This is a genomic window from Devosia sp. MDV22-iso42 (assembly GCF_058629155.1).
In genome coordinates this window covers 320,210-335,001 of sequence record NZ_JBZVWR010000006.1, presented here as the reverse complement: position 1 = coordinate 335,001, position 14,792 = coordinate 320,210, and the positions used below count along the sequence as shown (strand labels likewise).

The 14,792-nt window shown below is 63.7% G+C and carries 15 protein-coding genes and 1 tRNA gene; 4 read left to right on the top strand and 12 right to left on the bottom strand.

Features of this window, described 5'->3' with window-relative positions; genetic code table 11:
• Window positions 1–42: 42 nt before the first annotated feature.
• Complete coding sequence (locus AC4NN3_RS03300; protein ID WP_491925688.1) at window positions 43–1,365, bottom strand: TolC family outer membrane protein; 1,323 nt, start codon at window positions 1,363–1,365, stop codon at window positions 43–45.
• 195 nt (window positions 1,366–1,560) lie between these two features.
• A complete protein-coding gene (locus tag AC4NN3_RS03295; protein ID WP_491925687.1) occupies window positions 1,561–2,217 on the bottom strand; it encodes a protein-L-isoaspartate O-methyltransferase family protein in 657 nt (218 codons plus the stop codon).
• 290 nt (window positions 2,218–2,507) lie between these two features.
• Here AC4NN3_RS03295 and AC4NN3_RS03290 point away from each other — a divergent pair, with 290 nt between their 5' ends.
• Both AC4NN3_RS03290 and AC4NN3_RS03285 read left to right on the top strand, forming a co-directional pair.
• Window positions 2,508–2,852, top strand: coding sequence for a hypothetical protein (locus AC4NN3_RS03290; RefSeq protein ID WP_491925686.1), 345 nt, complete (start codon window positions 2,508–2,510; stop codon window positions 2,850–2,852).
• A gap of 45 nt (window positions 2,853–2,897) precedes the next feature.
• Window positions 2,898–3,227 carry a hypothetical protein gene (locus AC4NN3_RS03285; RefSeq protein WP_491925685.1) on the top strand — a complete coding sequence of 110 codons (330 nt, stop codon included), beginning with the start codon at window positions 2,898–2,900 and terminating at the stop codon, window positions 3,225–3,227.
• 36 nt (window positions 3,228–3,263) lie between these two features.
• Here the strand turns inward: AC4NN3_RS03285 and AC4NN3_RS03280 are convergent, their stop codons facing one another.
• The 10 genes from AC4NN3_RS03280 to AC4NN3_RS03235 form a co-directional block, all read right to left on the bottom strand.
• A complete protein-coding gene (locus tag AC4NN3_RS03280) occupies window positions 3,264–3,515 on the bottom strand; it encodes a sunset domain-containing protein (RefSeq protein ID WP_491925684.1) in 252 nt (83 codons plus the stop codon).
• Window positions 3,516–3,669: 154 nt separating this feature from the next.
• Window positions 3,670–3,743, bottom strand: a tRNA-Cys gene (locus AC4NN3_RS03275).
• Between the two features lie 164 nt (window positions 3,744–3,907).
• Complete coding sequence (locus tag AC4NN3_RS03270) at window positions 3,908–5,677, bottom strand: ABC transporter ATP-binding protein (RefSeq protein ID WP_491925683.1); 1,770 nt, start codon at window positions 5,675–5,677, stop codon at window positions 3,908–3,910.
• Window positions 5,674–6,618, bottom strand: coding sequence for an acetamidase/formamidase family protein (locus AC4NN3_RS03265; protein ID WP_491925682.1), 945 nt, complete (start codon window positions 6,616–6,618; stop codon window positions 5,674–5,676). Before AC4NN3_RS03265 ends, AC4NN3_RS03270 begins: the two co-directional genes overlap by 4 nt.
• Window positions 6,608–8,224 carry an ABC transporter substrate-binding protein gene (locus AC4NN3_RS03260; RefSeq protein WP_491925681.1) on the bottom strand — a complete coding sequence of 539 codons (1,617 nt, stop codon included), beginning with the start codon at window positions 8,222–8,224 and terminating at the stop codon, window positions 6,608–6,610. Before AC4NN3_RS03260 ends, AC4NN3_RS03265 begins: the two co-directional genes overlap by 11 nt.
• Before the next feature lie 26 nt (window positions 8,225–8,250).
• Window positions 8,251–9,171 (bottom strand): ABC transporter permease, encoded by a 921-nt coding sequence (locus tag AC4NN3_RS03255; protein ID WP_491925680.1) that lies wholly within the window; start codon window positions 9,169–9,171, stop codon window positions 8,251–8,253.
• On the bottom strand, window positions 9,168–10,052 hold the full coding sequence (locus AC4NN3_RS03250) for an ABC transporter permease (RefSeq protein WP_491926454.1): 885 nt from the start codon (window positions 10,050–10,052) through the stop codon (window positions 9,168–9,170). The genes AC4NN3_RS03255 and AC4NN3_RS03250 overlap by 4 nt, the downstream gene beginning before the upstream one ends.
• Before the next feature lie 7 nt (window positions 10,053–10,059).
• Window positions 10,060–10,662, bottom strand: coding sequence for an ANTAR domain-containing response regulator (locus tag AC4NN3_RS03245; RefSeq protein WP_491925679.1), 603 nt, complete (start codon window positions 10,660–10,662; stop codon window positions 10,060–10,062).
• Window positions 10,659–11,816, bottom strand: coding sequence for a transporter substrate-binding domain-containing protein (locus AC4NN3_RS03240; protein ID WP_491925678.1), 1,158 nt, complete (start codon window positions 11,814–11,816; stop codon window positions 10,659–10,661). The genes AC4NN3_RS03245 and AC4NN3_RS03240 overlap by 4 nt, the downstream gene beginning before the upstream one ends.
• Before the next feature lie 202 nt (window positions 11,817–12,018).
• Window positions 12,019–12,465 carry a pseudoazurin gene (locus tag AC4NN3_RS03235; protein WP_491925677.1) on the bottom strand — a complete coding sequence of 149 codons (447 nt, stop codon included), beginning with the start codon at window positions 12,463–12,465 and terminating at the stop codon, window positions 12,019–12,021.
• Between the two features lie 216 nt (window positions 12,466–12,681).
• Between AC4NN3_RS03235 and nirK the strand changes: the two genes are divergently transcribed.
• Window positions 12,682–13,812: a copper-containing nitrite reductase gene (nirK, locus tag AC4NN3_RS03230; RefSeq protein WP_491925676.1), complete on the top strand. Its 1,131-nt coding sequence runs from the start codon at window positions 12,682–12,684 to the stop codon at window positions 13,810–13,812.
• Between the two features lie 68 nt (window positions 13,813–13,880).
• Window positions 13,881–14,774 carry an SUMF1/EgtB/PvdO family nonheme iron enzyme gene (locus AC4NN3_RS03225; protein ID WP_491925675.1) on the top strand — a complete coding sequence of 298 codons (894 nt, stop codon included), beginning with the start codon at window positions 13,881–13,883 and terminating at the stop codon, window positions 14,772–14,774.
• Window positions 14,775–14,792 lie beyond the last annotated feature (18 nt).

Below are 14,792 nucleotides of genomic sequence, written 5' to 3'. Positions count from 1 at the left end.
CGGGCGATGCTCGGCCACCAAAGATGGACTAGAGGGTCGGATTTATTCTTTGACACTGCGCAGTTCGGCCCAGACGTCATCGACCGCGTCGGTATAGCGGACCGCTGACTTGACCTCGACGGCAAGACCCAGATCGGACGCCGTCAGGTGGCCCATGGCAGCCAGCAGCGAGAAGGTGGCGATGACCTTGTTGGTCGAGGCGGTGATCCGGGCCTCGCGGGCCGTGGTGAGTTCGGCCTGTGCATTGAGCACGTCGAGCGTCGTGCTGGTGCCCAGATCGCGCTCCTGGATCACCCCGTCAACGACGGTACGCCCGGCAGACTCGGCGGAATTGGCAGCCGAAATCTGCGCATCGGCACTCTGTATGCCGGCCCAGGCCGAAATCACGGCTTCGCGGATCTGGTCATAGGCGGACATGGCGTTCACCTCCGAACGAATCTGCTCGATATTGGCCTTGCGCACACCGGCACCGATGGCACCACCGGCATAGATAGGCACGGTGATCTGGAAGCCGACCGAGCCGCTGAAGCCGTCAGTGGCACCCTTGGTCGGTCCGGTGGCCCGGCTGCCGGCCGAGCCCGTGATGCTGGCGGTGGGGCCGAACTGCGCCTTGGCACTGGCGCTCGATGCCTGGGCAGCGCGAATGGCCGCCTTGGACATCAGCAGGGCCGGATGGTCGACTTCGGCAGCGGCAATCGCCGCCGGGAGGGAACTGGGGATCAGGCGGGAGAAGCTGTGGCTTGGATCAAGGTTCTGCGGGGCCTGGCCAACGTAGCGCTGGAATGTCGCCTCGCTGATCTCGAGGCTGCTGACAGCAGCACGGTAGGCGGCATCGCCCTGCGCCAGGCGCGCCTCGGCCTGCGCCACGTCGATGCGGGTACCCTCGCCGACGTCGAGACGGTCCCGGGAGGACTGCAGCTGCGCCGAATAGAAGTTGCGGTTTTCCTGGCGCAGCGCGACCAGCTGGCGGCCGCTATAGACATTCATATAGGCCTGCACCACGGCAAGCAGCACCGTCTGCTCGGTGCTGCGGATCTGGTACTCGGCAACTTCGGCACCGGCGCGGGCGGCCTCGATCTCGGCATCGGTCTTGCCATTGTCGAAGATCGTCTGGTTGTAGGAAAGGCCGGTGGTCAGCGTATTGTTGTCATTGAAATTGCTGTTGACCACGCTCCAGTTGTAGCTGCCGCTGAGCGAAGCGCCGATGGTGGGGCGTTTGGCGGCCGTGGCGAGGGCAATGTTCTCCGCCGAGGACTTGGCGCTGAGCAGGGCTGCCTGCAGATCAGGCGCATAATCATAGGCCGTGGTCAGAGCCTGCGCGATCGATTGAGCCTGCGCACCGCCCACAGCGACGGCACTGACCATCAAAGCCACTACACTTGCGACCAATTTCCCGCGAAAACTCATGCAAGTCTCTCCAATATCCCGCAAACTCTATGCGTGGCAGATGGGGTTAACAACCTGGCGCGCAATGGCGGTCAAAATTTAAAGTGCGTTTCGCTCCCGACAGTGCCCGCAGGGCAACAGCAGGCGCAGCATTTCCATCGCCCACCGGCGACCTCAAAAAACGAATTCCGGTTGCGGCTGTGCCTGCACCAGCGGCGGCAGCGTGGCATTGAACTCCCCGCGGGCGGCAATGGCATTGCCGGTCTTGACGAAGACATTGGCCACGGCGACACCGCCCGAGCGGATCAGGGCAATCAGGCGACCGCCGTCATTGAGCGCCGCAAACAGCGCCTGTGGCACATGATCAAGTGCGCCCTGGACGACGATGACGTCAAATCCGGTGCGCCGCAGCGCCGCGATATCGCCGGTGACGACCTCCGCATTGGCGATGCCGAGATCGCTCAGCAGCGCGCTGGCCGTGGCAGCCAGATCGGGATCGGCCTCCAGAGCGACAACCGAGCGGGCCAGTCCTGCCATCACGGCCGTGCCATAGCCGGTACCCGCACCGACATCGAGAACGACATCGTCTGGCGTAATGGCGGCCAGCTGCAGCAGCTTCGCCAGGATCGCGGGGGCCATCATGAAGCGTCGAGCAGGTCCCTTCCCCAGCCACTGCACGTCATCGATATAGGCAACGGACTGACGATCGGCGGGAACGAAGCGCTCTCGAGGCACCTGAGCCATCTGGGCCAGCAGCGCTGGCTCCGTCACGCCGCTCGTGCGCAGCTGGTTATCGACCATCTTGCTGCGCAGCTGCTCGAATTGTGTCATTGCTGTCGTCTGCCCCGGCCGATCATATGCTGGACGTGAATATCCCCAGCCTCCCCCGCTTGGCAAGGCCATAAGGTATGTCGCCACAAAAACAGTGATGCATGAGGGGTATGAACCCAGATCACAGCCTAGCCCCGGCGGCATTGCCCGGCAAGCAATGCAGACCAAAACAGCAAGTATTCGCCCAGCACCGCTGCCTCGTCAGCGAGGCCCAACGGAACATCCGCCAGGTTGAGACGTTGTCCCTGCTCACGTCAGGTCGTGTCATCTGACGAACAAGGAGCTTTCCCATGAAAAGCTCGTTCACCTATGTCTACGAGGCCGTAGACCACCTGGTTACTCTCTACCTCTTTGTCGATCCTGCCGGGGAAGACCGCGCCACGGTCATTGGACCGTCAAACGTCGTCTGGTCCCATGGCGAGGCCAGCCCCAACACAGCCACACCCTTGCCGCTGTCAAAGGCCTTTGCCCTGGCCATCAGAATTGCCAATCGCAACGATGTCGAGATCGTCGTCAGCGGCGATTGCTCGCTATGGCAGGCTGACTGGGGCGAGCTGGTCCAAGCAGATACCCGCGCGAAGCAGCCGGTCAACCATCAGTGGACCGGGCAGATTCTGGCCATGGGCCGGAATTGACAGCAGTGGTGTGCAGCCCGCCGAACCAACCAGACGTGATTTGCCTTGACCCAAGCCAACGCGCAGCATGCGACCATGATCAAAACCGCCGCCCGGATCCTTGTGATGCTCGCTTTGTCGTCAGGAGCCGCCCAGGCCGCGTGTCCCGCACCTGCGCCGGGCAACACGGCAGAAGAAATCCAGGCCAATGGCGCACGCATCGTCTGCCTGCAGAACGAACTGGCGGCTGAAAGCCGCCAGCGCAACCTGCAGTTCCAGATCGACGCGCTGCAAAAGACCCAGCAGGACTTGATCGTGCAACGCCGGTTTGATGCCCTGCCAACGATTCCCGTCTATGTCCCGCCACCACCTGTTATCGTGGTGCCCGGCAGCTGAGGCGGACCTCATCTACCGCCGGCAGGACCGTTCGCTCTAAACTTTGGAGCGGCGCCAGCCGGCAGCGCGGGCCTCTTCTTCTGAGCAGAACCAGCGCTCACCATGCGACGCACTGATCCGGGTGTCATCGTAATATTTCTGACCCGGCACGTGATAGATGCGCTCTCCCTGGGTGCTCACATTGCCCTTGATGTTGCAGGCATCGTTCTCCCCGGCGGCGACAGCCAGCGCGCCAAAGACAAGCAGGCAGCCGACCAGGGCCACCTTCGCGTAAATCGAGTTGCCCATTCTACCCATCCCCATGTGCCCTGTCCTATGTCACGGATTTGCCGGGAGTGTGGGAGAAACCGCAAAACCGACGGGAAAGGACCTGCAATGGCACGAACCCAGCCACTCAAGGGCCAGGATCAGTGTCAGTCAGTCGATGCTATTGGGAAATTACTGGAGGCCTCGTCCGGAATTGAACCGGAGTACGCGGATTTGCAATCCGCTGCGTAACCACTCCGCCACGAGGCCTCACCGCCGCAGTAACTATGGGAGGACAGGGCCTTATGCAATACCCCCGTCTGGCGGACGGTGAAAATTCTGGTCAAGCGCCACCTGGGCGCAATGGCGGAAATCCGGGCCCTGCCCGTCCAGCCTGTCCGGCCGCGGCACGCTGCCCGCGATGGATCGGCCTCTCAGCCCCCTACCGCGACGAGGTGGCCGGCCCCGATGTCCCGATAGATGACCGGCTGTGGCTCGTAACCAAGGGGGCGCACCGAACTGGGCAGGTCGCCATCGAACGGCACGTAGCGGCGGCGGTCGCGCGACGGATCGGGCACCGGGACGGCGGCCATCAGCGCCCTTGTATAGGGGTGCTGCGGGTTCTCGAAGAGCTGCGCCCGGGTTCCCACCTCGACGAACCGCCCCATATACATCACCGCCACGCGATGGCTGATCTGCTCGACCACCGCCATGTCATGGGAGATGAAGAGATAGGCGATGCCTGTCTCGTTCTGGATGTCCTGCAGCAGGTCGAGCACCTGGGCCTGGATCGAGACATCGAGGGCCGAGACGCTTTCGTCGGCGACAATGATCTTGGGCGACAGCGACAGCGCCCGCGCGATGCAGATGCGCTGGCGCTGGCCGCCCGAGAATTCGTGCGGATAGCGCGACGCTGCCTCGGGCGGCAGTCCGACGCGACCGAACAGGTATTCGACGCGGTCGGTCAATTCGCTGCCCTTGGCCAGCCCATGGATCTTGAGCGGCTCCGCGACCAGGTCGCCCACCCGCATGCGCGGATCGAGCGAGGCATAGGGGTCCTGGAAGATCATCTGGATGTCGCGCCGAACCGGCTTCATCTGGTCGGACCGCAGCCCGGCAATATGGGTGCCGTTGACCCGGACATCGCCGGTGAATGGCACCAGGTTGAGCAAGGCCCGGCCGGTCGTCGACTTGCCGCAGCCACTTTCGCCGACCAGGGCCAGGGTTTCGCCGGCATGAAGGCGCAGCGAAATGCCCTCCACGGCGTGGACCCGCTTGCTGACCTGGCGCAGCAAGCCGCCACGCAGGTCAAAGCGCACGCGCAGATTGTCGACATCAAGCACTTCCCTGGCAGGGACAGGCGCGGGGTCGGCACGCTTGGGCAGGCTGGTGCCGGCCATGGAGCCGAGCACAGGCACGGCGGCCAACAGGGCCTGCGTATAGGGCCGCGCCGGTGACGCGAAGATGGCCCGCACGGGGCCAGTCTCGACTTGGCGCCCGTCCTTCATCACCAGGACATGGTCGGCCATTTCGGCCACCACGCCCATGTCATGGGTGATCATGATGACCGCCGTGCCGGTCTCCTGCTGCAGCAGGCGAATGAGACTGAGGATCTGCGCCTGTACCGTAACGTCAAGGGCGGTGGTCGGCTCGTCCGCGATCAGGATATCGGGCCGCTGGCTGAGTGCGATGGCGATCATCACTCGCTGCCGCATGCCGCCCGAGAGCTCATGCGGATATTGCGTCAGGCGCCGCGCCGCCTCGGGTATCTGCACCTGATCGAGCAGTTCCAAAGCGCGCGTCCGGACCGCGCTGGCGGTCAGCGTGGCATGCGCCGTGATCGCCTCAGACAATTGCCGTCCCACCGTCATCACCGGGTTGAGCGAGGTCATCGGCTCCTGGAAGATCATGCTGATCTCACGACCGCGAATGGCCCGCATCGCTTCCCGGTCCAGGCCGAACAGGTCGCGCCCCTTGAACAGCGCCGACCCCGCGCTGACCCGCGCCATGGGCTGGGGCAGCAGCCCCATCAGCGAGAGCGCGGTCATCGACTTGCCCGAGCCTGACTCGCCGGCAATGCAGAGGGTCTTGCCGCGCTCCAGCGTGAAGCCGAGCCCGTCCACCACGCGCCGTGGGCCGGAAGAGGACGCGACCTCGGTGACGAGGCCGCGCAGCTCGAGCAAGGGGGCAGTCTGGGCACTCACTCGAAAACGATCCGGGGGAAGTAGAAACTGACCACCCAGTTGGGCATGTCGACGATCTCGGAAACCCTGAGGTCGCCACAAACCGAACACAGCATATAGGCCTCCTCGGCGGACAGGCCATACTGGCTGCCCAGCAGGTCGATCATGCCCGACAGCGCATCGCGCGCGCCCGCCATCAGGTCCGGCCCGATGCCGGTGGTCACCTCATAGCCCTTGGCGTCGAGATGGTTGGTCACCGGCCCCGACGTGGTGAAGCGCGGCATGGCCAGGTTGGCGCCCTTGATCAGCTCGAACTTGAGCGCCACGTTCATCTGGCTCTCGATGGCGGTGCCGCAGACCTCGCCATCGCCTTGGGCGGCATGGGTGTCGCCCACCGAGAACAGCGCGCCTTCGACCTCGACCGGCAGGTAGAGCACCGTGCCGGTGGTGAGGTCGCGGATGTCGAGATTGCCACCCACCCGGCGCGGCGGCACCTGCGAGTGATTGCCCGGCGCCGCCGGGGCGACGCCCATCTCGCCGCAGAACGGCTTGAGTGGCACCTTGCCATTTTTCGAGAAGGCCGCCGGCGCCATGCTGGCCTTGTCATAGCTCCACAGCGTCAGCGCCGGCTCCTTGAACTGGTCCGCCAGGAGCCCGAAGCCGGGAATATTGGCGGTCCAGCCGAAGCCGGAGGGCTCAAAGCCCTCCATGGTGATCTTGAGCGCGTCACCGGGCTGGGCCCCATCGATATAGATGGGGCCGGTGACCGGATTGACCTTAGAAAAGTCGAGCGTGGACACATCGGCCACGGTGCTGGCCGGGGTAAAATGCCCGGCCCCGCTGTCGAGGCACTCGAAATAGACCGACGAACCGGGGGCAACCCTCTGCACGGGCGGGATCGAATGATCCCACCCGAAGTGATGGTTCACGCGGTGGATGGTGTAGTCGCAGTTACTGCACATCTTTATCAAACACATAGTCGTAGTTGACGGGAATATGGACCGGATCGACGAAGATGGCATCGGGGCCACCCAGGCGGGCCGACTTCATGGTGAAGCGCTGCTCGTTGAACACCGGCACCCAGGGAAGATCGGCCATCACGCCCATATAGACGTCGCTCCAGGCCTGGTAGCGATCGGCCGCCTTGGCCGGGTCGATCATCGAATCCGCCGCCGTCGCCATGGCGTCGAGCTCCTCATTGCAGTATTTCGACCAGTTCCAGCCGCCCTCGCCGGCACCGGCGCAACCCAGGATGGGGCCGTAGAAGTTGGACGGATCGGGGAAGTCCGCGATCCAGGCCATGCCGCCCGACCAGATCATCGGCGCAGTACCGGCGCCGCCGGCCTCGATCACATTGGCCTGCGCCAGCGACAGCAGTTCCACGGTAACGCCGATGGCCGCCAGATCCTGCTGGATGGCCTGGGCGATACGCGGATTGGGATCGACATTGTAGACATAGAGTTCGGTGGTGAAGCCATCGGGCAACCCGGCTTCGGCCAGCAGCGCCTTGGCGCCCTCCACGTCATAGGCAATGCCTTCATAGCCTTCGGTATAGCCGGGCATGGAGGGTGGCAGCGGCTGGTTTGCGATCACCGCGCGGTTGTTGATGATGCGGACGATGCGGTCCTTGTTGATGGCCATGTTGATGGCCTTGCGGACCTCCAGATTGTCAAAGGGCGGCGTGGTCACATTGAGGGTGATATAGCCGGTCTGCAGCTGCCCGCCCTCGATGATCATGTCGGCATAGTCTGGGTTGTCCTTGACCTCAAGGAACTGCGCCGGGGGAATGCCGTCCCCCAGCACGTCGACTTCACCATTCTGCAGCCGCAGCAGCGCCACGGTCGGCTCCTGGCCGATCTCGAAGACGATCTCGTCCATCTTGGGCACGCCGGCCTTCCAGTAGTCGGCATTGCGGGCAAAGACGAGACGCTGGCCCAGCGTCCATTCGGCCAGCGAATAGGCGCCCGTGCCGACCGGATGCTTGCCGAAATCGGCGCCGAACGCGTCCACCGTTTCCTTGGGCACGATGGAGGAGAAGTTGAGTGCCACCACATGCAGGAAGGTGGCATCGGGTCGGGTGAGCTTGATCTCGACCGTCAGCGGATCGACCACCGAAACGCCGGACAGCCCGGTTGCCGAACCATCCGACACGGCATCGAACCCGGCGATCGAGGCAAAGAAGCCCGCGCCAGGGCTCTGCGTCGCCGGATCGGTGACACGGTCGAGCGAGTACTTGACGTCCTCGGCGGTCATCTCGCGACCATTGTGGAATTTGACGCCAGGGCGCAGCTTGAACGTGTAGGTCAGGCCGTCATCGGAGATGGTGTAGCTTTCGGCCAGGTCGGTGGCCAGCGTCGAGGTGCCCGGCTCATAGTCCATCAGGCTGTCGAACAGCGACTTGATCATCGACCAGTTCTGCCAGTCATAGCCGATGGCGGGATCGAGCGTGGCCACGTCATCCTTGTAGGTGACGATCATCGAGCCACCCTGCTTCTCGTCCTGGGCGAAAACTGGGGATGCCATGGTCAGGACGGCCAGGGCAATTCCGGATAACAGAAGTCTGCGCATGCTTGGTCTCTCCTTGGGTTGGGCGGTCAGCGCAGTTTGATGCGCGGATCGATGAGGGGGGCGACAAGGTCGGCAACCAGGTTGCCGATGACGATGGCGCAAGCCGAGACCAGCGTGACGCCCATGATGATGGGGATGTCCACGCGCTGGATGGCCTGCCAGGCCAGCTGGCCGATACCGGGCCAGCCGAAAACGCTCTCGACCACGACAATGCCGCTCATGAACATGCCGATATCGATGCCGATCATGGCAACGATGGGCAGGATGGCATTGGGAATGGCGTGTTGAAACAGCACGACGCGGCCGCGCAGGCCCTTGGACTGGGCGGTGCGGATATAGTCCTGCCGCAGCACCTCGAGCATGGAGGACCGCATCATGCGGGCATACCAGCCGGCCCCGAGCAGGCCCAGTGTCAGCGATGGCAGCACCAGGTGGGCAAAGGTGCCGTAGCCCCCGATGGGGAACCAGCCCAGTTGCACGGCAAAGACGTACAGCAGCAGGATGGCGACGACGAACTGCGGTGCCGATACGCCGATGAAGGAAATCACCATCAGCAGATTGTCGACCCATGCCCCCCGCCGCACGGCCGCCAGTACCCCCATGGTCAGCCCGATCGCCAACTCGCAGGTTATGGCGCCGGCCATCAGCAGCAGGCTGGCCGGCAGGCGTGCGGCGATCAGCTCGGAAACTTCGCTTTTCTGCAGATAGGAGCGGCCCAGATTACCGCTCAGCAGGTTGGTGAGATAGCGCCAGTACTGCTCCCACAGCGGCAGGTCGAGCCCAAGCTGGCGACGGATATTCTCCACCGTCTCGGCCGTTGCGCTGCGCCCGGCGATCTGGCGCACCGGATCGGCCGGCAGCAGATAGAGCAGCACGAAGGTCACCAGGCTGATGCCGAGCAGGATCAGTGCCGCCTGGCCGAACCGGCGGGCGAGATAGCCGATCATGACGAGCTCCCCTGCTGGGTGGGATCGAGAATGTCGCGCAGCGCATCGCCCAGCAGGTTGAAGGCCAGCGACAGCAGCAGGATGGCGGCGCCGGGAATGAACACCAGCCAGGGCGCCGTGGCGAAATAGGTCTGGTTCTCGAAGATGATATTGCCCCAGCTCGGCGTCGGTGGCCGCACGCCAATACCCAGAAAGCTCAGTGTCGCCTCCAGCAGCACGGTGGTGGAAATACCCAGCGTGCCCCAGACGAGAATGGTCGACACCAGATGCGGCAGGATGTGGCGCCACAGGATCAGCAGCGATCCCGCGCCCAGCGCCCGCTCGGCCTCGATGAATTCACGCTCGGACAGCGAGCGGGTCTCGGTGTAGAGCACGCGGGCAATCTGCACCCAGTTGACCATGGCGATGACCAGAGCCACGATCCACAGGCTGGGCCGGAAGATGGCAGCCAGCACGATGGCCAGCAGCAGCGCCGGAAAGCTCATCATGAGGTCGGTGAAGCGCATCAACACCGCGCCGACAATGCCGCGGAAATAGCCGGCGGTAATGCCCACCAGCGAGCCCAGGATCACGGCAATGCCATTGGCCACCACGCCGATGACCAGCGAGGTCTGCGCCCCGACGATGAGCCGGCTCAGCAGGTCGCGACCCAGAAGGTCGGTGCCGAACCAGAACTGTCCATTGGGCGCCAAAGGCGCACCTTCCAGCGTCAGGCCATCGAAATACTGCTCATTGGGATCGTGCGGCGTCAGCACCGGGGCAAACAGCGCCGCCAGCACGACCACAGCGATGATGATCATCCCGGTCACCGCCATGGGTCGCCGCAGCAGCCGGCCGAGCACGGACTGGGCCCGGATCGGCCGCGTCGGACCGCTGGGCATGCCCAGTTCAGGAGCGATTATGGACATGGACCACCCGCAATTCGTGCACGATCCGCTCGGCCATCGCTTCGATGGTCAGCCGTGCCGTCATGGCTTCCCGGCGCAGCCGGGCATAGGCTTCCTCTGCCGGCAGGTTGCCCTGCAACATCAGGCAAGCGGTGGCCTCAGCAACCGCTTCGCGCTGCTCCAGCCGGCCGCGTAGATTGGTCAGTTCCGTCCGCATGGCCGACCGTCTGGCAAAGGCCTCCGAGGCGATCACCAGCGCCGTAAACACCCCGCCGCTGCCCACCGGCTTGAGCAGATGCGCATCGGCGCCCAGCCGAATCGCCCAGGCCAGCCGCCCGGGTGCCTCCGAACCGATCAAGGCGATGGCCGGCATCGGCGCCTCGCCCGGGGACCAGGGAAACTGGCCGTCATGGCCCATATCCGCATCATAGAACAGCAGGTCGGCACTGGGCGCCGCGCCAACCGGAAGATCGGGCCACGATGCTGCACAGCGCACGCCGAGTTGAGCCAGTTGCCGGGTAATGGCCTCGACCACCGGATGGGGGCGATGCAGGATCAACGCTGTCCTGCCGTCGAAACTGCCGATCTGCATGGGGGGGCTCATTTGACCACCCGTAGATGCGAGGCTGGCTGGGCCGGGCGGGCGGAAGTGTAAGCCAGATAGGGATCGGGCCGAATGGCGACCCCACGGTCGGCCACAATCTCGAAGCCCGAAGCTGTAGAGCGAGCGATGCGCGGCGTCAGCACGGCATGATTGTTGGTGGGGTCAATTTCGACCGGACCGAAGGGGGCGTTAATGGATCGACCCGCCAGCAAACCAAGCACCGCTCCGCTGTCATCGGTGCCGGTAGCCGCCATGCCCGCTGCCAGCAGGTGCACGGCGGCATAGGCCTGGGCGAAGAAGGCCGATACCGGCCCGGTTTCGGGCGCGTGGCGGGCCACGGCATCCAGAAACCGCCGGTTTTCCGTGGTCTCCAGCGATTGGAAATAGGGCGATACCGCATATTGGCCGGCAGCCGCGTCGCCAAGCTGGGCCAGCTCAGGCTCGGCAAAGTTGCAGCTCAGGACCGGCCGCACCGACGCGTCGAATGCCGGATCGGCCTGGCCGAGCGCGTGGTAGGCGGCGAGGAAGGCATAGGACGATGGCCCGATCAGCGTATTGAGGATGAAGGCGGGCCGCTTGATGCGGATCTCCTCGACAATCCGGTCGATGTCCACATCGCCCAGCGGCACATAGCGCTCGCCGGCGACCCGGCCGCCGGCCGCCTCCATGACATCGCGCGCAATGCGGCTGGTCTCCCACCCCCAGATATAGTTGGACCCGACCAGATAGCCGTCGGCACCAAAGCGCGGCAGGGCGAATTCCAGCAGAGGCAGCACATGCTGATTGGGACAGGCGCCCAGATAGATGACCTGCTCATGCGCCTCGAAGCCCTCATACGGGCACGGATACCACAGCATGGTATTGCGTTTTTCGAGCAGCGGGATGATCTCCTTGCGGCTCCACGAGGTCGTGCAACCAACGATATGCTTTGCGCCCGAACTGGCAACGATGTCGGCGGCCAGTCTGGCATAGTTTTCGGTGACGCCCTGCGGGTCGCGTATATGCGCCTCAAGCACGAAGTCATACTGCCGTGTGGCATTGATTTCATTGATCGCCAGCAGGGTGCCGGCAAGGCCTTCCCGGCCAATGGCGGCATAGGGGCCGCTGGCCGAGAACAGCACGCCTATAGCTACAGTTTCGTTTTCCAGCGCCATTTGGGTCCAACACAAAAAGCCCCACCTGGGAACGACACGTGGTGTTCCAAAGTGGGGCGCAGATGCCCGTCAATGTCCGATAATTTCGCCGATGATGACGAGGCCGGACGCGCGAGTCAATAGCTTGTGCAGAATTGATGACTGCCTAATTTGTGCGCAGGGATGGCGCTGCGGGATGGTGCCGCAGCGACAGCACCCGGTATCAGATACCGAGGGTGGTGTAGACCTCGGCAAAACGCTCGCCGACCTTCTTGGGGACCTTGACGGCCTTGACGGCGTCGAGATTGGTCAAGTCATCGCCGACCAGGATCAAGCCGACCATGCCCATGGCAAAATGCGGCGTACATTTGATGCCATAGACACCGGCCAGGTCGAACGTGACGGTGTAGGTCTCGTTGATCTTGCTTTTGAACGCCTCGACGCCTTCGGGCAGCATGTCCTTGATGGTCTCGACATTGTGCCCCTTGTCGGTGGGGATGAAGGTCACAGTGTCACCGGGCTGAACCTGGACGAAGGCTGGCTCGAAAACCATGGTTCCCGCAGCCCCCTTATTGAGCATGTGAACCTCAAAGTCGGCAGCCATGGCAGGTGTGACGGCAAGCCCGGCAAGGGCGATAACCGCGATCACAGTCTTGAGCGTATTGCGCATCTGTCAGTTCCTTCAATTCGGATCCATCCATGGGTCCGTTGGCCACTGTCTAGGCGTAGCTGGCCCGTCCATCTTTGATACAGGACAAACGCCGGTCAGATTTTGTCGAAAACTATCAAGGGTTTATTTGCGCTCGATCAAAGAGGAAAGCCCAAGACACCAGTACTAACAAGGCCATGGGCAAAACAAAACCGTGCCCAAAGACAGGATAGACAGATGGCCGCCCTCCCAAAACTTTCCCGCCGCGCCCTGCTTGCCGGCGCCACTGCAATCGGCGCCGCAGTACAATTTGCTTCAATTCTGCCCGCAGCAGCACAGGAAGCTGCGGCCAATGGTGCCGCAATTGACCTGAACACGCTGGAACGCGTGAAGGTGGATCTGGTGGCGCCACCCTTCGTGCATGCCCATGAGCAGGTGGCCACGGGTGGTCCCCGCATCGTCGAGTTCACCATGACCATCGAAGAAAAGGTGCATGAAGTCGACAATGACGGCACCACCGTCTGGGCCATGACCTTCAACGGCTCCGTCCCCGGACCGCTGATGGTCGTGCATGAAGGCGACTATGTCGAGCTGACACTGATCAATCCAGACACCAATCTGATGCAGCATAATATCGACTTCCACTCCGCAACGGGCGCGCTGGGCGGGGCGGGTCTGACCATCGTCAATCCGGGCGAGAAGGCCATACTGCGCTTCAAGGCCACCAAGGCCGGCGCCTTCGTCTATCACTGTGCCCCCGAAGGCATGGTGCCCTGGCACGTCACGGCCGGCATGAACGGCGCCATCATGGTGCTGCCGCGCGAGGGCCTGACCGACGGCAAGGGCAATGCCCTGGCCTATGACAGGGTCTACTATGTGGGCGAGCAGGACTTTTATGTCCCCAAGGATGCCGACGGCAATTACCTCACCTATGAAAGCATCGGCGATGGCTATGCCGATACGCTCGAGGTGATGCGCAAGCTGGTCCCCAGCCATGTGGTGTTCAACGGCAAGGTCGGCGCTCTGACCGGCGACAACGCCCTGACCGCCGCGGTCGGCGAACGGGTGCTGGTGATCCACTCCCAGGCCAACCGCGATACGCGGCCGCACCTGATCGGCGGGCATGGCGACTATGTCTGGCAGAGCGGCAAGTTCCACAACGCGCCCGAAGTCGACCTCGAAACCTGGTTCATTCCGGGCGGCGCCGCGGGCGCGGCGCTCTACACCTTTCTGCAGCCGGGCGTTTACGCCTATGTGAACCACAATCTGATCGAGGCCTTCGAACTGGGCGCCGCAGGGCATTTCGTGGTGACCGGCGACTGGAATGACGACCTGATGACCAGCGTGTTGGCCCCCAGCCCGATCTGACCTGAGCCCTCCAAGCTCCTCTCGCGGCGCTACCGGTGCCGCGAGTTCCCCCCATCAGGATCACGCCGATGATCGCCCTGGCCCGCCCGCTCAACACCCTGTTTCATTCCCTGGCCCTGCCGGCGGGTCTCCTGCTGGTCGGCCTGGCCCTGGTTGGGTTGCAGCTTGATCTGCCAAGACTCAGCTTTGGCGCGGCTGGCATGGCGGGGCCCGAACTGGTCACCCTGGCACCGGCAGACTTCAGCTACCGTGCCGCCGGCCATTTCCTGCGCGACGGCATGCCGGTCGATCAGCCCATGGTACACACGCGCCTCGATATGCCGCTGGCGATCATGAAATACCAGGTCAGCGCCGCCGATTATGCTACCTGCGTGACCGCGGGCGCCTGTCTGGCGGCTGAACCTCGCCATATCGGCCAGGGTGACGTCCCCGTGACCGGCGTCAACTATGACGACGCCGTAGACTATGCCGCTTGGCTGTCGGGCCGCACCGGACAAAACTGGGCGCTGCCCACTGACGAACAATGGGCCTTTGCCGCCGGGGCGAGCTTTGCCGACGACGCGCTTGAGCTGGCAATGGATAATGCCAATCCTGCCGCCCGCTGGCTTGCCAAGTATGAACAGGAGGCCGCCCGCGCGAGCGATGCCGGCCGCGCGCCGCTGCCTCTGGGCAGTTTCGGCAGCAATGCAAACGGCGTCGCCGATATGGGCGGCAATGTCTGGGAATGGACGCAGACCTGCCACCGCCGGGTCCATGTCGACGCCGCCGGCGCCGTTCTGAGCGAGACCCCGGCCTGCACCATCAAGATCCTTGACGGGCAGCATCGTACGCCGATGAGCTTTTTCATCCGCGATGCCAGGAGCGGCGGCTGCTCGGTCGGCATTCCACCGGACAATCTGGGCTTCCGCCTGGTGCGGCAGCCGGCCTGGCACGAAAAGATGCTGGCCCTGCTCCATCTCTAAGCATGCCGGCCGTATCAG